The 18,114-nt window shown below is 58.1% G+C and carries 17 protein-coding genes and 4 tRNA genes; 14 read left to right on the top strand and 7 right to left on the bottom strand.

What is annotated here, in order from left to right:
• Nucleotides 1-35: 35 nt before the first annotated feature.
• From ET34_RS0116045 to ET34_RS0116030, 4 genes are all read left to right on the top strand, one after another.
• Nucleotides 36-112, top strand: a tRNA-Arg gene (locus tag ET34_RS0116045).
• Nucleotides 113-175: 63 nt separating this feature from the next.
• A tRNA-His gene (locus tag ET34_RS0116040) sits at nucleotides 176-251 on the top strand.
• Between the two features lie 23 nt (nucleotides 252-274).
• Nucleotides 275-361: transfer RNA gene (locus tag ET34_RS0116035), tRNA-Leu, on the top strand.
• A 38-nt stretch (nucleotides 362-399) separates the two neighbouring features.
• Nucleotides 400-476 (top strand) — tRNA-Pro (locus ET34_RS0116030).
• A 784-nt stretch (nucleotides 477-1,260) separates the two neighbouring features.
• Here ET34_RS0116030 and hemY read toward each other — a convergent pair.
• From hemY to hemC, 4 genes are read right to left on the bottom strand one after another with little or no spacing between them, the layout of a single operon-like run.
• Nucleotides 1,261-2,457 carry a protoheme IX biogenesis protein HemY gene (gene hemY, locus ET34_RS0116025; protein ID WP_031523753.1) on the bottom strand — a complete coding sequence of 399 codons (1,197 nt, stop codon included), beginning with the start codon at nucleotides 2,455-2,457 and terminating at the stop codon, nucleotides 1,261-1,263.
• 2 nt (nucleotides 2,458-2,459) lie between these two features.
• Nucleotides 2,460-3,620: a uroporphyrinogen-III C-methyltransferase gene (gene hemX / locus ET34_RS0116020; protein WP_031523751.1), complete on the bottom strand. Its 1,161-nt coding sequence runs from the start codon at nucleotides 3,618-3,620 to the stop codon at nucleotides 2,460-2,462.
• A gap of 21 nt (nucleotides 3,621-3,641) precedes the next feature.
• Nucleotides 3,642-4,382 (bottom strand): uroporphyrinogen-III synthase, encoded by a 741-nt coding sequence (gene hemD, locus ET34_RS0116015; RefSeq protein ID WP_031523749.1) that lies wholly within the window; start codon nucleotides 4,380-4,382, stop codon nucleotides 3,642-3,644.
• The gene (gene hemC, locus ET34_RS0116010) at nucleotides 4,379-5,320 is read right to left on the bottom strand and encodes a hydroxymethylbilane synthase (RefSeq protein ID WP_031523746.1); all 942 of its coding nucleotides are present in this window, start codon (nucleotides 5,318-5,320) and stop codon (nucleotides 4,379-4,381) included. Before hemC ends, hemD begins: the two co-directional genes overlap by 4 nt.
• A gap of 331 nt (nucleotides 5,321-5,651) precedes the next feature.
• Between hemC and cyaA the strand changes: the two genes are divergently transcribed.
• Entirely contained in the window at nucleotides 5,652-8,198 is a 2,547-nt protein-coding gene (gene cyaA, locus ET34_RS0116005) for a class I adenylate cyclase (protein WP_031523745.1), read from the top strand.
• On the opposite strand, the gene cyaY is transcribed toward cyaA, so the two are convergent.
• Complete coding sequence (gene cyaY, locus ET34_RS0116000) at nucleotides 8,199-8,519, bottom strand: iron donor protein CyaY (RefSeq protein ID WP_031523743.1); 321 nt, start codon at nucleotides 8,517-8,519, stop codon at nucleotides 8,199-8,201.
• Between the two features lie 176 nt (nucleotides 8,520-8,695).
• Between cyaY and lptM the strand changes: the two genes are divergently transcribed.
• From lptM to corA, 8 genes are all read left to right on the top strand, one after another.
• On the top strand, nucleotides 8,696-8,899 hold the full coding sequence (gene lptM, locus ET34_RS0115995; RefSeq protein WP_031523741.1) for an LPS translocon maturation chaperone LptM: 204 nt from the start codon (nucleotides 8,696-8,698) through the stop codon (nucleotides 8,897-8,899).
• 36 nt (nucleotides 8,900-8,935) lie between these two features.
• Complete coding sequence (gene dapF, locus ET34_RS0115990; RefSeq protein WP_031523739.1) at nucleotides 8,936-9,760, top strand: diaminopimelate epimerase; 825 nt, start codon at nucleotides 8,936-8,938, stop codon at nucleotides 9,758-9,760.
• On the top strand, nucleotides 9,757-10,461 hold the full coding sequence (locus ET34_RS0115985; protein ID WP_031523738.1) for a DUF484 domain-containing protein: 705 nt from the start codon (nucleotides 9,757-9,759) through the stop codon (nucleotides 10,459-10,461). The genes dapF and ET34_RS0115985 overlap by 4 nt, the downstream gene beginning before the upstream one ends.
• Entirely contained in the window at nucleotides 10,458-11,363 is a 906-nt protein-coding gene (xerC, locus tag ET34_RS0115980; protein WP_031523736.1) for a tyrosine recombinase XerC, read from the top strand. The genes ET34_RS0115985 and xerC overlap by 4 nt, the downstream gene beginning before the upstream one ends.
• The gene (yigB, locus tag ET34_RS0115975; RefSeq protein ID WP_031523734.1) at nucleotides 11,363-12,079 is read left to right on the top strand and encodes a 5-amino-6-(5-phospho-D-ribitylamino)uracil phosphatase YigB; all 717 of its coding nucleotides are present in this window, start codon (nucleotides 11,363-11,365) and stop codon (nucleotides 12,077-12,079) included. The genes xerC and yigB overlap by 1 nt, the downstream gene beginning before the upstream one ends.
• 49 nt (nucleotides 12,080-12,128) lie before the next feature.
• Nucleotides 12,129-14,291 carry a DNA helicase II gene (gene uvrD / locus ET34_RS0115970; RefSeq protein ID WP_031523732.1) on the top strand — a complete coding sequence of 721 codons (2,163 nt, stop codon included), beginning with the start codon at nucleotides 12,129-12,131 and terminating at the stop codon, nucleotides 14,289-14,291.
• Nucleotides 14,292-14,440: 149 nt separating this feature from the next.
• The gene (gene ysgD, locus ET34_RS22995) at nucleotides 14,441-14,494 is read left to right on the top strand and encodes a YsgD/CorL family protein (protein ID WP_219927035.1); all 54 of its coding nucleotides are present in this window, start codon (nucleotides 14,441-14,443) and stop codon (nucleotides 14,492-14,494) included.
• A gap of 152 nt (nucleotides 14,495-14,646) precedes the next feature.
• Complete coding sequence (gene corA, locus ET34_RS0115965; protein WP_031523730.1) at nucleotides 14,647-15,597, top strand: magnesium/cobalt transporter CorA; 951 nt, start codon at nucleotides 14,647-14,649, stop codon at nucleotides 15,595-15,597.
• Nucleotides 15,598-15,643: 46 nt separating this feature from the next.
• Here corA and rarD read toward each other — a convergent pair whose 3' ends face one another.
• Nucleotides 15,644-16,537, bottom strand: coding sequence for an EamA family transporter RarD (rarD, locus tag ET34_RS0115960; RefSeq protein ID WP_031523729.1), 894 nt, complete (start codon nucleotides 16,535-16,537; stop codon nucleotides 15,644-15,646).
• Between the two features lie 60 nt (nucleotides 16,538-16,597).
• The gene (gene yigI, locus ET34_RS0115955; protein WP_031523727.1) at nucleotides 16,598-17,065 is read right to left on the bottom strand and encodes an acyl-CoA thioesterase YigI; all 468 of its coding nucleotides are present in this window, start codon (nucleotides 17,063-17,065) and stop codon (nucleotides 16,598-16,600) included.
• A 172-nt stretch (nucleotides 17,066-17,237) separates the two neighbouring features.
• Here yigI and pldA point away from each other — a divergent pair, with 172 nt between their 5' ends.
• Nucleotides 17,238-18,107 carry a phospholipase A gene (pldA, locus tag ET34_RS0115950; RefSeq protein WP_031523725.1) on the top strand — a complete coding sequence of 290 codons (870 nt, stop codon included), beginning with the start codon at nucleotides 17,238-17,240 and terminating at the stop codon, nucleotides 18,105-18,107.
• The last annotated feature ends 7 nt before the right edge of the window (nucleotides 18,108-18,114 follow it).

The following is an 18,114-nucleotide window of genomic DNA, read 5'->3' as shown; positions in this document are numbered from 1 at the left end:
GAAGTCCGTAGTATCCCCCTCCGCAACGGCGCTACGCGCCCGTAGCTCAGCTGGATAGAGCGCTGCCCTCCGGAGGCAGAGGTCTCAGGTTCGAATCCTGTCGGGCGCGCCATTTAGACAGGCGCTTGAGCTGCGGTGGTACGATGTTAGTGGTACCGCGTAAAAGAATACAGTGGTGGCTATAGCTCAGTTGGTAGAGCCCTGGATTGTGATTCCAGTTGTCGTGGGTTCGAGTCCCATTAGCCACCCCATTATTAAAAGAGTTCTGTGGAATGCGAAGGTGGCGGAATTGGTAGACGCGCTAGCTTCAGGTGTTAGTGTCCTTACGGACGTGGGGGTTCAAGTCCCCCCCCTCGCACCACAACTTAGATTGAACTAAAAATTCAAAAAGCAGTACATCGGCGAGTAGCGCAGCTTGGTAGCGCAACTGGTTTGGGACCAGTGGGTCGGAGGTTCGAATCCTCTCTCGCCGACCAATTTTGAACCCCGCTTCGGCGGGGTTTTTTGTTTTCCGCAATCTTCCTCAGCGTTCATAAGCCCTTCACTTTGTTCTCCTTTCTACTTTTCCTTTCCTTGCTTGTGCAGCACGGCTCGAGTCCACTGTCCTCTTTTAACGACAGCGCAGTACGCCATTGTCTCAATCAGGAGACATATAAGTTAATGATATTAATGATATTACCAGGATAAGAGGATAACTGTCGTCTGCTGGAGACAGCTCAGACCGCTGTCAGTGGATAAAAAGGCGGTTTTCCAGCCCAGTGCGGGCGCCAGCTAACGTCTTGTAAATCCTTGCCAAAAACCTGCTGATTTTGAGGATCTACAAACCTGGCACGATCTGTGCAATAATTATTGCGTAGATGCTCATTCCACTTCTTATGTTCGCCTCAGGCCTCATAAACCCAGGAATGACGCAGAGCCGTTTACGGTGCTTATCGTCCACAGACAGATGTCGCTGCTCCGCAGTCTCATCAGACACCATGGACATAACGTTGAGTGAAGCACCACAATAAGTTGTCTTAGACCTGTTTAGACCTGCCCTCGGGCAGGTCTTTTTTCTGCACGTCATCTTTCACGCACTGGCTGTGTTGGCTGCGTGCGCTCACCCCGGTCACTTACTGATGTAAGCTCCCGGGGATTCGTTTACTTGCCGCCTTGCCAGAACGCGAAATCTAACGCGCAGACGTGTAGCTGATCTTTCACGTTCTGACGGCGTTGGCTGCGTGCAGATATAAAAAACCCCTCCGGAGAGGGGTTGGCGTGTTATTGCGGGGCGTTGTTTTGCAGGGTGAGCAGTAGCCCATCGCGTCGCATGGTGGCGGCCTCTTCCGGCTGGTGCAGTCGGTCAAGGGTGTCGGCAAGCCAGGCGTAGTCGAAGGCATCCGGTCGCTGCTTCAGCGCTGCGCGGAAGGCGAGCGCTGCCTCCTGCCATTCGCCACGCTTCATGCGCAGCTGGCCGAGCGTACTCCACAGCAGCGGGCGATCGCCCAGCGTGCGGATCTGATGACGCAGCGCTTTTTCCAGCTGCTCTGGTTCGCTCGATTTCAGACGCGGCATCAGCAATACCAGACGCTCGTCATACTGGCGCTTCAGCCCGTCGAGAATAATCTCCTGCGCGGTATCGTGATCGTCACACTCAATCAGATGCTCCGCCATTGCCACCTGCAGGGCTGGCTCATGGCGCGTTTTGCGGCTCTGGTTTTTCCACCACAGCTTCAGCCCTTCGCTACCCTGATCGGCGCGCGCCTGATCCATCATGCCAATCCACGCCTGGCGCTGCAGAGCGATACGATGCTCTTCGTCACCGACCTGCGCTTTTTCCATAGAAGGAATGATGTCCAGCAGTGATGCCCAGGCACCGGTATGAATGTACGCCTGTTCGGCCAGGCGCAGCACTTCCGGATGGCGCGGCGAAATCTCCAGCAGCTTATCGATGCCGTGGCGTGCCGCGTGAAACTCGTTGCGGGCCAGCTGCAGGCGAACGCGGGTGATCTCTACCGGGATCGGGTCGTTATCCGACAGCTCGGCGGCGCGCTCTAGATGCTGATTGGCACGGATCTCATCCCCACGTTGCTGCGCGGCTTCTGCGGCGAGCAGGTAGTTCACCACCGGCTGTTCAGCGTGATCGGCATTGCGTGACATCAGTTTCTCAACCTGCTGATAGTCCCCTTCGGCCAGCTTGAGCAGCGCCTGATTAGTCTGCTTGTGTGCGCGACGGCGCTTGCGGCCCATGAACCAGCCGCGGGTATAGGCTCCGGTACGGAACAGGCGGCGCAGCAGCCACTCAACGGCAAACAGCACCACCAGCGACAGCAGCAGAATGATCACCAGCGCGGTGACGCTGGTTTCGATGTTGTAGTTGTCGGTCTGAATCAGCACGTAGCCCTGATGACCAGCCATCATCGGGCCAAGCACGATACCGGCGATTAGCAGCAGAAAGAGCAATAAAACTTTAAGCATGGTTACTCTCCCTGTGCCGGCGCGGCAGGTGCGGGTGCGGCGTCAGTGGCCGGTGCGCTCTGCGCGGTCGGCTGCGCCATCAGATTACGCACGCGGTTTTGCATCATTTTTTCCAGAATCGGCTGGCTTTGCAGCGCTTCCGGAATATCCATGCGGATGTTCTGCTGGCTCAGGTTATCCAGCTCCTCCAGGAATGCTTTGGTGGAGGCGTCGTCGGTATCGTAGTAAGCACGAACCCACGTCGAGACGTTATCCAGCGCCTGCTTGTAGGTTTCATCCTGATGGCGCGGCACGGCCTGGGCTGCGACCAGCAGACGTGAACGGATGTTTTCGCGCAGGTAGACGTCCTGATTTGGTGCCAGCAGCGGCACATCGGTATCATCGCGGCGACGAATGGTAATGAAGCTGTCCATAAAGTTGTGCCAGCTTTTTACCAGGTTAACGCGCCATTCGCTGAGCGAGCTGGAAAGCTCGCTGCTGTCAGCATCCATCGGCGCGCTGTCGCTGTTGTTGTCGGCCAGACGCAGGTTATCGATCTGGTTGGAGAGCTGGTTCACTTTAAGGATGATGCCGTCGTAGTCCACCTGCGTTACCGCAGAGAGGCTGGCGATATCTTCCGTAATGGCACGACGCGCGGTAATCAGGCTCGGATCGTTCATGTCCGCCAGGCTGGCATCGGCGCTTTTCAGCAGCGCGGCGGCGGTGGTGACATCCTGATCGCTCCACAGCTTACGGCCGGCGAGCTTCACGAGGAAATCTGACTGCGCCAGCAGCCAGGTTTTGGCATCGCTGCCGGAAATAGTGGCAACTTTCTGCTGCACTTCGTCAAGCTGACGCGTCAGCGTCGCCTGCTGGCGATTTGCCTCTTCCAACTGGCTGGCCTGCTGCTGAATGAGCTTTTCGAAATCCGCTTTCTGCGACGCCTGCTCTTTTTGCAGCGCGGTTAACTGATTCACCAGCGTATCGTTGGTCGTGCGCTGGGCGGAGGCCTGCTGTTTACCCCAGCTGTAGAGGCCTGCGCCCGCTGCCAGCGCAATAGCGATGGCAATCACGCTCAGCACCAGACCGGTACGGCCCGGCTTTGCCGGTTCCGGTGAACGCGGCGTTTCTGTCGCATCCCTGGTTTCTGCATCCACGGCGGAGATATTCTGTTGTTCCGTCATTATGGCTTCCCGTTATGAGATTTAGAGTAGCGCGCGCAGCAGCGCGTCATTGTCGGCGTTATCGGCAACCTTAATATCCTGCCAGCCCAGTTCCCGGGCGAGGGTTGCCAGCCGCTCGCTGACTACCACTGCCTTACAGCGCAGTAGCCAGCGGGTGCGATACCACTCAGGCACCAGTCTGAAAAGCTGATGCAGCATCTCACCGCTGGTGATCACCAGAGTATTCACTCCGCGCATCTGCCAGCGATGGGCTTCCTGAGCGCCATCGTAAACCTTTTCACAGCGTTGATAACATTCGCAAAACGTCACGTCGGCACCGCGTGCGGTCAGGGTTTCCCCGAGCAGTTCGCGTCCGCCGTTGCCGCGCAGAATCAACGCTTTTCTTCCGATAATATTTTGTAATTCAGGTAATTGTAGCAAGACTTCGCTGATTTCCCGATCGCGGGGATAATTGACCGGTTGCCCGCTCACCTGATGGAGCGCCAGCGCCGTAGAACGGCCTATCGCAAAATAGCGCAGCGAAGCCGGCCATGTGCGGCCCGCACGCGTAAGCGCCGCGTGGGCATGTTCTACCGCATGACGCGATACCATAAACACTAAATCGTCAGGCTGCAGGGCATCAAACAGGGCAGGAAGCTGCGTCAGCTCTGCGCCAGGGGCAAATTCAATCAGCGGAAAACTCCAGGCCACCAGACCCTGCATGCGCAGACGACTGACTAACGCTTCACCGTCAGGAGAGGGGCGGGTGACCAGGATACTCATGCCGGACCTTCACCGTCATAGACATCAGCCAGAATTTCGCGCGCGCCGTTGTTCAGCAGCTCTTCTGCCAGGGAAACGCCCAGCGCTTCTGCGGATTCAGGTTTGCCGCGACGTTCGCCGCGCACGATTTCAGACCCGTCCGGTGCGCCAACCAGCGCCCGCAACCAGAGTTCACCGTTCACCAGTTCGGCATAGCTGCCGATTGGCACCTGGCAGCCGCCTTCCAGCCGCGTGTTCATGGCGCGCTCAGCGCGCACGCGGATAGCGGTTTCCAGATCGTTGAGCGGGGCGAGCAGGGCGCGGGTCTGTTCATCGTCCAGACGGCACTCAATGCCGACGGCGCCCTGGCCCACGGCGGGAAGTGAAATTTCCGGCGGCAGCGCGGTGCGGATGCGCGCTTCCAGGCCAAGGCGTTTCAGCCCGGCCACGGCCAGTATAATGGCGTCGTAATCACCGCTATCGAGTTTGCTCAGGCGGGTGCCCACGTTACCGCGCAGCGAGCGGATCACCAGATCCGGGCGGCGGGCGGCAATCTGGCACTGGCGGCGCAGGCTGGAGGTACCCACTACGCTCCCCTGCGGCAGTTCATCAAGGCTGGCGAAGCGGTTTGAGACAAAAGCATCGCGCGGATCTTCGCGCTCGCAAATGGTCACCAGACCAAGCCCATCGGGGAATTCGACCGGCACGTCTTTCATTGAGTGCACAGCGATGTCGGCGCGGTTCTCAAGCAGGGCCATTTCCAGCTCTTTGACAAACAACCCCTTGCCCCCTACCTTAGCAAGCGGCGTGTCGAGAATTACATCGCCTTTTGTCACCATCGGCACCAGCTCCACATTGAGGCCGGGATGGCTGTCCATCAGGCGCTGCTTAACGTAGTGCGCCTGCCAGAGTGCGAGAGGGCTTTGTCGGGTGGCAATTCGAATTACTTTGTCTAACATGCTTGTTACCGTCTTTATCGTCCGCTGACCATCCTAACATTGTTAGCGAAACCCTGTCAGTTTTCACGCCGGGCGGCGTAAATAGCGAAGGAAGACCACCGCTGCCTTTACGGGTACGCTGTTTAAATCGTGAGCTAGCGCATCTTTCTTTACGGTCAACCAGCAAGGTGTTAAATTGATCACGTTTTGAACCGAAAATCAGCCTGCCATACTATAATTATCAAAGCGTCGAGCTGAGAGTCGGTCTTTTACCGTAATAGTTAAACGCCAGTGCGTCTCGGGTTGCAGTCTGTCCCGTAGCGCCCGGGGCATAACCATCAGGCGATACGTCTTGTACCTCTATATTGAGACACTGAAACAGAGACTGGATGCCATTAATCAACTGCGTGTGGATCGCGCGCTTGCTGCCATGGGGCCTGCGTTCCAACAGGTCTACAGTCTGCTGCCTACACTATTGCATTATCACCACCCTCTGATGCCGGGTTACCTTGAAGGTAACGTCCCCTCCGGTATCTGTCTCTACACGCCTGATGAAACCCAACAGCACTATCTGAACGAACTTGAGATCCGCGACGGCGTGCCGGTGCAGGAAACGCCGAAAGGTGAACTGCCAATCACCGGTGTTTACACCATGGGCAGTACCTCATCCGTCGGGCAGAGCAGCTCTTCAGATCTTGATATCTGGGTCTGCCATCAGTCCTGGCTGGATAACGACGAACGTCTGCTGCTGCAGCGTAAGTGCGGCCTGCTGGAAAACTGGGCGGCATCGCTTGGCGTGGAGGTCAGCTTCTTCCTGATCGATGAAAACCGCTTCCGCCATAATGAGAGCGGCAGCCTCGGCGGCGAAGACTGTGGCTCCACCCAGCACATCCTGTTATTAGACGAATTCTACCGCACTGCGGTGCGTCTGGCCGGGAAGCGTATTCTGTGGAATATGGTGCCGGACGACGAAGAAGAGCACTACGACGACTACGTCATGTCGCTCTACGCTCAGGGCGTGCTGACGCCGAACGAGTGGCTGGATTTAGGCGGCTTAAGTTCGCTTTCCGCTGAAGAGTATTTCGGTGCCAGCCTGTGGCAGCTCTATAAAAGCATCGACTCGCCGTACAAGGCGGTGCTGAAAACGCTGCTGCTGGAAGCCTACTCCTGGGAGTATCCCAACACGCGCCTGCTGGCAAAAGACATCAAACAGCGCCTGCACAATGGCGAGATCGTCTCGTTCGGCCTCGACTCCTACTGCATGATGCTGGAGCGCGTTACCCACTATCTGACCCAGATCGACGACATGACGCGTCTCGATCTGGTGCGTCGATGTTTCTACTTAAAAGTGTGCGAAAAACTGAGCCGCGAACGCGCCTGTGTCGGCTGGCGTCGCGAAGTGTTAAGTAGCCTGGTAAAAGAGTGGAACTGGGACGATGCTCGTCTGGAGATGCTCGACAACCGGGCCAACTGGAAAATCGACCGGGTGCGTGAGGCGCACAACGAACTGCTTGATGCGATGATGCAGAGCTACCGTAACCTCATCCGCTTTGCGCGCCGCAACAACCTGAGCGTCTCTGCCAGCCCGCAGGACATCGGCGTGCTGACCCGTAAACTGTATGCCGCTTTCGAAGCGCTGCCGGGGAAAGTGACGCTGGTTAACCCACAAATTTCGCCGGATCTCTCCGAGCCGAACCTGACGTTTATCCATGTACCGCCGGGCCGCGCCAACCGTAGCGGCTGGTATGTCTATAATCGCGCCCCGAGTATGGACTCCATCATCAGCCATCAGCCGCTGGAGTATAACCGCTACCTGAATAAGCTGGTGGCCTGGGCGTGGTTTAACGGCCTGCTGACGTCGCGCACGCGCCTGTTTATCAAGGGCAACGGCATTGTCGATCTGCCGAAGCTGCAGGAGATGGTGGCGGATGTGTCGCACCACTTCCCGCTGCGTCTGCCGGCCCCGACGCCGAAAGCGCTCTACAGCCCGTGTGAAATTCGCCATCTGGCGATTATCGTCAACCTGGAATATGACCCGACGGCGGCATTCCGCAATCAGGTGGTGCACTTCGATTTCCGTAAGCTCGACGTGTTCAGCTTCGGTGAAGAACACAACTGCCTGGTCGGCAGCATCGATCTGCTCTATCGCAACTCGTGGAACGAAGTGCGTACCCTGCACTTCAACGGCGAGCAGGCGATGATCGAAGCGCTAAAAACCATTCTCGGTAAGATGCATCAGGACGCCGCGCCGCCGGACAGCGTGGAAGTGTTCTGCTACAGCCAGCACCTGCGCGGCCTGATCCGTACCCGCGTACAGCAGCTGGTGTCGGAGTGCATTGAGCTGCGCCTCTCCAGCACGCGTCTGGAGCCGGGCCGCTTCAAAGCGCTGCGCGTGGCCGGGCAGACCTGGGGACTGTTCTTCGAGCGCCTGAACGTGTCGGTGCAGAAGCTGGAAAACGCGATCGAATTCTACGGCGCGATTTCCCACAACAAGCTGCACGGTCTGTCGGTGCAGGTTGAGACTAACCACGTACAGCTGCCGTCCGTGGTGGATGGCTTCGCCAGCGAAGGGATTATTCAATTCTTCTTTGAACCGACGAAAGACGAGAAGGGCTTTAATATCTATATTCTGGATGAAAGCAACCGCGCGGAAGCCTATCACCACTGCGAAGGCAGTAAAGAGGAGCTGGTGCGCGACGTGAGCCGCTTCTACTCCTCGTCGCATGACCGCTTCACCTACGGCTCCAGCTTTATCAACTTCAACCTGCCGCAGTTCTACCAGATTGTGAACGCCGACGGGCGCCAGCAGGTGATCCCGTTCCGCAACCAGAGCCTGAATATCGCAGCGCCTGTCGGTCAGGACGATGACGCTGCGTTGTTGCAGCAGTATCAGTCGTAATTAACGAAAGCTGACCGCTTCGCCAGCCTGCTGGCTGGCCGCGTTTTCCAGTACATCCCAGAAGTTCTCACCGCTGCGATCGCAGACCCAGTCGTTACCCTTCAGGGAAAAATGGTAGCCGCCGTGCTTGGCCGCCAGCCATACCTGGTGCAGCGGCTCCTGGCGATTGATAATGATTTTAGTGCCGTTTTCGAAGCTCAGCGTCAGCACGCCGCCGTTGATTTCGCAGTCGATATCGCTGTCGCCATTCCAGTCATCCAGGCGTTCTTCAATGGTCAGCCACAGGCTGTCGGCGAGGCGGTGAAATTCACTGTCGTTCATGTCTGCTTCCTGTTATAGGTGATGGCGGCAAGTATAAAAGGTCTAAAAACGAATAGAAACCACACGCCGCGGCAACGAACCGGTTGTTAAGCAGCAACGCGAAAGGCAAACTCTTGCTTTTCAGGGTTCACCTGCGATGATAGACAGCAGAAAGCATGGACTACAGGCATCCCATAATGAAACAACTTTTCCGTCCGCTGGCGGTTGTGCTGGCGTTATTCACCCTTGCGGGCTGTGGCCTGAAAGGGCCGCTCTATTTCCCGCCGGCTGATAAAAATGCCGCACCGCCAGCGCGTCCGGCTGCAGATGAAACCCAGAGCACGACCCCTGTGCGTAACGATCGCGGTCAGGGCGATAAGCCCACGCAGGTGATTTACTGAGATTAACGTTGTTGATGCCGCGGTACGGAGCACATGATGCAATTCGCTAAAATGCATGGTCTGGGTAACGACTTTATGGTCGTGGACGCGGTAACGCAGAATATCTTCTTTTCACCTGAGCTGATCCGCCGCCTGGCGGATCGTCATCTTGGGGTCGGGTTTGACCAGCTGTTAGTGGTGGAACCGCCCTACGATCCCGACCTTGATTTTCACTACCGCATCTTTAACGCCGACGGCAGCGAAGTGGCCCAGTGCGGCAACGGTGCGCGCTGCTTCGCCCGCTTTGTACGCCTGAAAGGGCTGACCAACAAGCGCGATATCCGCGTCAGCACCGCCAACGGCCGAATGGTCCTGAGCGTCAGCGAAGACGATCTGGTGCGCGTGAACATGGGCGAGCCGGTATTCGATCCGGCGCAGGTGCCGTTTCGCGCTAACAAAGCGGAAAAAACCTACATCATGCGCGCCGCCGAGCAAACGATACTGTGCGGCGTAGTGTCGATGGGGAACCCGCACTGCGTCCTGCAGGTCGACAGCGTCGATACCGCGCCGGTGGAAACTCTCGGCCCGGTGCTGGAAAACCACGAGCGTTTTCCCGAACGCGCCAATATCGGCTTTATGCAGGTAGTGAACAACGAACATATCCGGCTGCGCGTGTTTGAGCGCGGGGCCGGTGAAACCCAGGCCTGCGGCAGCGGCGCGTGCGCGGCGGTGGCCGTCGGGATCCAGCAGGGGTTACTGGCAGAACAGGTGCGGGTCGATCTGCCTGGCGGACGTCTCGATATTGCCTGGAAAGGGCCGGGACAACCGCTGTTTATGACCGGGCCTGCAACACACGTTTATGACGGATTTATACATCTATGAGTAACACCGGGGAACAGCAGCAGAACGTTACGGAACTCGACGATCGGGACGTGGTGGAGTATCTGATGCGGCACCCGGATTTCTTTATTCGCAACGCCGCTCAGGTCGAGCAAATGCGCGTACCGCATCCGGTGCGCGGCAGCGTTTCGCTGGTGGAGTGGCATATGGCGCGCTCGCGCCAGCACATTGACCAGCTGCGCGAAAACATGTCGCTGTTAATGGAGCAGGCCCAGACCAACGAAAGCCTGTTTTCACTCGTGTTGACGCTGCAGGGCCAGCTTGCCGCTGCGTCCAGCCTGCAGGATATGCTCAACCGCCTGCACCGTTGGGCGCGTGATATGGGCCTTGCGGGTGCCAGCGTGCGGCTGTTCAGCGACAAATGGCGCATCGGCGCACCTTCCGGCTTTACCGAACTGGCGCTCAACCGCACCGCTTTCGAACCGCTGCGCATCCAGCGCATGGGCGACGCACAGCACTACCTCGGCTCGCTGAACGGCCCCGAGCTACTGCTGGTACTGCCTCAGGCAAAAGCTATCGGCTCGGTGGCGATGTCGATGCTGGGCGGCGACGCGTCGCTCGGGTTGATTATTTTCTCCAGTCGCGATCCGCACCACTACCAGCCGGAGCAGGGGACACAGCTGCTGCAGGAAGTGGCGATGCTGCTGCCGGGTCTGCTGGAGCGCTGGGTTGAACGTGCATGACCGCGCCATTACTTCAGGAGAGCGTTGAGCGCTTCCTGCGCTATCTTAAAGTTGAGCGTCAGCTCAGCCCGCTGACGTTGCTGAACTACCGCCGTCAGCTGGATACCATCATCGCGATCCTCACCGACATGAAGCTGACGCGCTGGGAACAGTGCGATGCTGCTGCCGTGCGCAGCCTGGCGGTACGCAGCCGCCGCGCCGGGCTGGGGGCCGCCAGTCTGGCCCTGCGGCTGTCGGCGCTGCGTAGCTTCTTCGACTGGCTGGTCAGCCAGGGCGAGCTGAAAGCCAATCCGGCGAAGGGCATTTCTACGCCAAAAGCGGGCCGGCATCTGCCGAAGAATATCGACGTCGATGACATGAACCGCCTGCTGGAGATCGACCTGAACGACCCGCTGGCGGTGCGCGACCGGGCGATGATGGAAGTGATGTACGGGGCCGGGCTGCGTCTCTCAGAACTGGTCAATATGGATTGCGGCCACCTCGATCTCACCACCGGCGAAGTATGGGTTATCGGCAAAGGCAGCAAAGAGCGCCGTCTGCCGGTCGGCCGCAGCGCGGTGGAGTGGGTGGAGCACTGGCTCGACCTGCGCGAGCTGTTTGGCCCGGAAGATGACGCGCTGTTTCTCTCAAACCAGGGGAAACGTATCTCCACCCGCAACGTGCAGAAGCGATTTGCCGAGTGGGGCATCAGGCAGGGGCTGAACAGCCACGTGCATCCTCATAAGCTTCGCCACTCGTTTGCGACCCACATGCTGGAGTCGAGCGGCGATCTGCGCGCCGTGCAGGAGCTGCTGGGCCACGCCAATCTGTCAACGACGCAAATCTACACCCATCTTGATTTCCAGCACCTTGCAACGGTGTATGACGCAGCGCATCCGCGCGCTAAACGGGGGAAAAAATAATGCGCTTTTACCGCCCGCTGGGGCCAGTTACCGCCCTGACGTTCGATCTCGACGATACGCTCTATGACAATCGCCCGGTCATTTTACGCACCGAGCAGGAGTCGCTGGCGTTCATGCGCAGCTACCATCCCGATCTGAGCCAGTTTGAAGCGGCGGAATATCATCGCCTGCGCCAGGCGCTGCGCGAGGCGGAGCCGGATATCTGTCACGACGTTACCGAGTGGCGACGCCGCGCCGTTGAGCGCGCGATGCTGGACGTCGGGTTAAGCCCGGATGCCGCTGCCGCCGGGGCGCAGGCGGCGATGGAAAACTTCGCCAGATGGCGCAGTCTGATTGACGTCCCGCAGGAAACCCACGACACCCTCGCCGCGCTGGCGGAAAAGTGGCCGCTGGTGGCGATCACCAACGGCAACGCTGACCCGCACGCGTTCGGGCTGGGCGACTATTTCAAATTCGTGCTGCGCGCCGGTCCTCACGGGCGCTCAAAACCCTTTGGCGACATGTATGAGCTGGCCGCGCAAAAGCTGGGTGTGGCACCGGGCGAGATCCTGCACGTTGGCGACGACCTCACGACTGACGTCGCGGGGGCGGTGCGCCACGGCCTTCAGGCCTGCTGGATTAACCTGCGCGGCGGCGATCTGATGCAGATTCACGACAGCCGTCTGTTACCGCACCTCGAAATTACACGGTTGGCATCCCTCACCACGCTGATATAATCGCCAGCAGTTCTGTATAAAATACCAGTATTCATCACCGGCGGTGCCAATGGACGTTTCTTACCTGCTCGACAGCCTTAACGATAAACAGCGTGACGCCGTGGCGGCAGCGCGCACCAATATGCTGGTGCTGGCTGGGGCGGGCAGCGGCAAGACGCGCGTGCTGGTGCACCGTATCGCCTGGCTGATGAGCGTTGAGAACTGCTCTCCATACTCCATCATGGCGGTGACTTTCACCAATAAAGCCGCAGCGGAGATGCGTCACCGTATAGGCCAGCTGATGGGAACTACCCAGGGCGGTATGTGGGTCGGCACCTTCCACGGTCTGGCGCACCGTCTGCTGCGTGCGCACCACATGGACGCCGGGCTGCCGCAGGATTTCCAGATCCTCGACAGCGAAGACCAGTTGCGCCTGCTTAAGCGCCTGATCAAAGCGCTGAATCTGGATGAGAAGCAGTGGCCGCCGCGCCAGGCGATGTGGTTTATCAACGGTAAAAAAGATGAAGGGCTGCGCCCGCACCATATCCAGAGCTACGGCAACCCGGTAGAGCAAACCTGGCAGAAGGTGTATCAGGCATACCAGGAAGCGTGCGATCGCGCCGGGCTGGTGGACTTCGCCGAGCTGCTGCTGCGCGCCCACGAGCTGTGGCTCAATAAACCGCACATCCTTAATCACTACCGCGAGCGCTTCACCAATATTCTGGTGGACGAATTCCAGGACACCAACAGCATCCAGTACGCGTGGATCCGTCTGCTGGCGGGGGACACCGGCAAGGTAATGATCGTCGGCGACGATGACCAGTCGATCTACGGCTGGCGCGGTGCTCAGGTTGAGAACATTCAGCGTTTCCTGAACGATTTCCCCGGCGCAGAAACCATCCGTCTGGAACAGAATTACCGCTCAACCAACAATATCCTGAACGCGGCCAACGCCCTGATCGCTAACAACACCGGGCGTCTGGGGAAAGAGCTGTGGACTGACGGCAGCGACGGCGAACCCATTTCACTCTACTGCGCCTTCAACGAGCTGGACGAAGCGCGCTTCGTGGTCAACCGCATCAAAACCTGGCATGAGAACGGTGGCCAGCTGGCCCAGTGCGCCATTCTTTATCGCAGCAACGCCCAGTCGCGCGTGCTGGAAGAGGCGCTGCTGCAAGCGAGTATGCCGTACCGCATTTACGGCGGGATGCGCTTCTTCGAACGCCAGGAGATCAAAGATGCGCTCTCCTACCTGCGCCTCATCGCCAACCGTAACGACGACGCGGCGTTTGAGCGTGTAGTGAATACCCCGACGCGCGGCATCGGCGATCGCACGCTGAACGTGGTGCGTCAGACCGCCCGGGAACGACAGCTGACGCTGTGGAGCGCCTGCCGCGAGCTGCTGCAGGAAAAAGCGCTGGCCGGTCGCGCAGCCAGTGCCCTGCAGCGTTTCCTGGAGCTGATCGACGCCCTGGCCCACGAGACGGTTGATATGCCGCTGCACGTCCAGACCGATCGGGTGATTAAAGACTCCGGCCTGCGCCAGATGTATGAGCAGGAGAAAGGTGAAAAGGGCCAGACCCGTATCGAAAACTTAGAGGAACTGGTGACGGCAACGCGCCAGTTCAGCTACAACGACGAAGATGAAGACCTGATGCCGCTGCAGGCGTTTCTCTCCCACGCTGCGCTGGAAGCGGGGGAAGGGCAGGCGGATACCTGGCAGGACGCGGTGCAACTGATGACCATGCACTCCGCGAAAGGGCTGGAATTCCCGCAGGTATTCATCGTCGGAATGGAAGAAGGGATGTTCCCGAGTCAGATGGCGCTGGATGAAGGCGGTCGTCTGGAGGAAGAACGCCGTCTGGCCTACGTGGGCGTGACTCGCGCCATGCAGAAGCTGACCCTGACCTACGCGGAAACCCGCCGGCTTTATGGCAAAGAGGCCTATCACCGTCCGTCGCGCTTCATCGGCGAGCTACCGGAAAACTGCGTGGAAGAGGTGCGTTTGCGCGCCAGCATCAGCCGCCCGGTAAGCCATAAACAGATGGGCACGCCGATGGCGCAAAACGATTCCGGCTATAAGCTCGGCCAGCGCGTGCGTCACCCGAAATTCGGTGAAGGCACCATCGTTAACCTTGAAGGCAACGGCGAGCACAGCCGCCTGCAGGTGGCGTTCCAGGGGCAGGGGATCAAGTGGCTGGTTGCCGCTTATGCGAAGCTCGAAACCGTGTAAGTCATCGTAAATTCACATAATTCTCCGCCCGTCTGCTACCCTTTATGTATTACGGGCATTTATTATTCTTTGGCGCCCCCGTTGCGTGTTGACGCTGGTTTTTCGCTGGCGTAACATGCGCGCACGATTACGCTAAGAGGACATTCGCCTTGGACACACCCAGTAGATACTGGCTCAACCTGTCATCCAGGAACAACTCCTAAGGCTATCTCCTCGCGCTGATGGCCTTAGTGGTTGTCAGCGACCTGTTATCCCCTTCTCGTCGCGCTGAGTCAGACTGTCAATGGTCTGAAACCTTACGTTTCTGTGTGCCCACCGAACTGTCCGATAATTTTATGCATTGGGAGTCCCGGTCATGCTGAGCGCATATCAACTGGAAAAAAACCGTCTTTCACGCCTCGAATCCGATGAGAAGCAGCTTCTCGCTGCCTCCGTATGGGTCGATCTGGTCGAGCCGGACGACAGCGAGCGTCAGTACGTTCAAACCGAGCTGGGTCAGAACCTCGCCACTCGCCCGGAACTGGAAGACATCGAGGCGTCGGCGCGTTTCTTCGAAGACGAAGACGGTTTGCACATTCACTCTTTCTTCTTCTTCGAAGATGCGGAAGGGCACTCCGGTAACTCAACCGTGGCCTTTACCATTCGCGAAGGGCGTCTCTATACCCTGCGCGAGCGCGAACTGCCGGCGTTTCGCCTGTACCGCATGCGCGCCCGCAGCCAGGAGATGATGGACGGCAACGCCTACGAGCTGCTGCTCGACCTGTTTGAAACCAAAATCGAACAGCTGGCGGACGAAATTGAAAACATCTATAGCGATCTGGAAAAGCTAAGCCGCGTCATCATGGAAGGTCATCAGGGCGATGAATATGACGAAGCGCTCTCGACGCTGGCCGAGCTGGAAGACGTGGGCTGGAAGGTGCGTCTGTGCCTGATGGATACCCAGCGCGCCCTGAACTTCCTGGTGCGTAAAGCGCGTATTCCTGGCGGACAGCTTGAGCAGGCGCGTGAGATCCTGCGCGATATCGAATCCCTGCTGCCGCACAACGAATCCCTGTTCCAGAAGGTGAACTTCCTGATGCAGGCGGCGATGGGTTTTATCAACATCGAGCAGAACCGCATCATCAAGATCTTCTCGGTGGTCTCGGTGGTGTTCCTGCCGCCGACGCTGGTGGCCTCCAGCTACGGGATGAACTTCGAGTTTATGCCAGAGCTGAAGTGGAGCTTCGGCTACCCCGGTGCAATCATCCTGATGCTGCTCGCCGGACTGGCGCCGTATCTCTACTTCAAGCGCCGTAACTGGCTGTAAAAACAGGGAGCGAAAGCTCCTTTTGATGTTTTCTGTGCGGCGCTTTTTATCTGATACGCGATCTACGCTGGGTGTATATCGCATCCATCACGAAGACCGCCAGCGCGATCCAGATAAAGGCGAAGGTCACCATCTTATCGGCACCCGGCACTTCGTCGTAGAACAGCACCGCCAGCAGGAACATCAGCGTCGGACCAATGTACTGGAAGAAGCCGAGCGTGGAGAGACGCAGGCGCGTTGCGGCACCGGTGAAGCACAGCAGAGGAATGGTGGTCACCACACCGGCAGCGATCAGCAGCAGGTTGAGCGACATCGGGTTGTTGCCCATGTGGCTGGTCGGGCTGTCGGCGTAGAAGAACAGGTAAAACGCCGCGACCGGCAGCAGCCACAGGGTTTCAAACAGCATACCGACCTGCGCCTCGACGGCGATCTTCTTGCGCACCAGACCATAGAACGCAAAGCTGAAGGCGAGGCCCAGGGCGATGATCGGCAGCGAGCCGAAGGTCCAGAGCTGTACCAGTACGCCGCCCACGGCCAGCAATACCGCGACCCACTGCATACGGCGGAAGCGTTCGCCGAGGAACACCATCCCGAGCAAAATATTCACCAGCGGGTTGATAAAGTAGCCGAGGCTGGCCTCCAGCATATGATGGTTATTCACGGACCAGATAAACAGCAGCCAGTTACCGCCAACCAGTACCGCACTCAGCGCGAGGGCAAACACTTTTTTCGGGGTCTGGAACAGGCGCTTGATCTGCCCCCACTGGCGCGTAATGGCGATCAGCGCCACCATAAAGAAGAACGACCAGATAACGCGGTGGGTCAGGATCTCATCCGCCGGAACGTAGTGAATGAGCTTGAAATAGGCCGGGGCGATACCCCAAATAAAATAAGCGGCCAGCGCGAGTAACACGCCCTGCCGCGTCTGCTTAGCATCCATGAAAACAACTCGTCGTAAAATCGTGGAGGCATCTTATCATTCAGCGCAGATTTACCCTACCTACCCCACCATGTAGGTTGCGGTGGCGCTGGCGATATGGCGCAGCTCTTCATTATGCAGTTCGACGCGGGCCACCGAGACTTTATTCCCGGCGCGCAGCAGCGTGCTGGTTGCGGTGAAGCGCGTACCGCGGCCGGGGCGCAGGTAGTCCACGCGCAGATCGATAGTGCCCATCTTTGACAGGCGCTGACGCAGTTCCTCTTCGGTGATACTCTCGTGGCGCGTCAGCGTACTGCCGACGCACACCAGCCCGGCGGCCACGTCCAGCGCCGAGGCGATCACGCCGCCGTGCAGAATGCTTTGCGCCCAGTTACCCACCATCATCGGCTGGTTACTGAAGGCGAGCTGCGCGAACGCCGGCTCGTAGCGCTCCAGTTCGAGGCCCAGAGCGCGGTTAAACGGCATATGATAGACGAAGATTTCACCGACAAGTTGTAACGCCTGGTCGGCGCTCAGGGTGGTAGACATGGTGCATCCTTAGACCAGCAAACAGCATTGGTTAATAGAATGTTGATTTTATGATTATGATTTGTTGGTTTCCACTTTAAGAAACGATAACCGCGCAGATATGCCGGAAATATGTAGAATAGCTCGCAGTAAATAATAACTACGCAATAATCAGGTTCGGGAGAACATTCAGATGCGTTCGTTTCTGGGTTTTGTAATGGCAGCAATTCTGCTGCCCTGCGCCGCTCTGGCACAGGAAGCCACGATTAAAGAAGTCCATGATGCGCCTGCGGTACGCGGCAGTATCATCGCTAACCTGCTGCAGGAGCACGACAATCCGTTCACGCTCTATCCGTATGAAAGCAACTATCTGCTCTATACCGTCACCAGCGATCTGAATAAAGAAGCTATCGGCTCCTATGACTGGTCAGATAACGCCCGTAAGGACGAAGTTAAATTCCAGTTAAGCCTGGCGTTCCCGTTCTGGCGCGGCATCATGGGGCCGAACTCGGTGCTGGGCGCATCCTATACCCAGAAATCCTGGTGGCAGCTCTCCAACAGCGGCGAATCGTCCCCGTTCCGCGAAACCAACTATGAACCGCAGCTGTTCCTCGGGTTCGCAACGGACTACCGCCTGGCGGGCTGGACGCTGCGCGACGTGGAGTTTGGCTACAACCACGACTCTAACGGTCGCTCAGATCCGACCTCACGCAGCTGGAACCGTCTCTATACCCGCCTGATGGCGCAAAACGGTAACTGGCTGGTGGAAGTGAAGCCGTGGTACGTGATGGGCAGCACCGATGACAACCCGGATATCACGAAGTATATGGGCTACTACCAGCTGAAGCTGGGCTACCAGATTGGCGAAGCGATCCTCAGCGCGAAAGGCCAGTACAACTGGAACACCGGCTACGGCGGTGCGGAGCTGGGCCTGAGCTATCCGGTCACAAAACACGTGCGTCTCTATACCCAGGTGTGGAGCGGCTACGGAGAATCGTTAATCGATTACAACTTTAACCAGACACGCGTCGGTGTCGGGGTTATGCTTAACGATCTGTTCTAAAGCATTG

It is taken from the genome of Siccibacter colletis (assembly GCF_000696575.1).
Taxonomy (GTDB): Bacteria; Pseudomonadota; Gammaproteobacteria; order Enterobacterales; family Enterobacteriaceae; genus Siccibacter; species Siccibacter colletis.
Note: the sequence above shows the minus strand (reverse complement) of the source record. Positions and strands in the feature narration are given on the sequence as shown.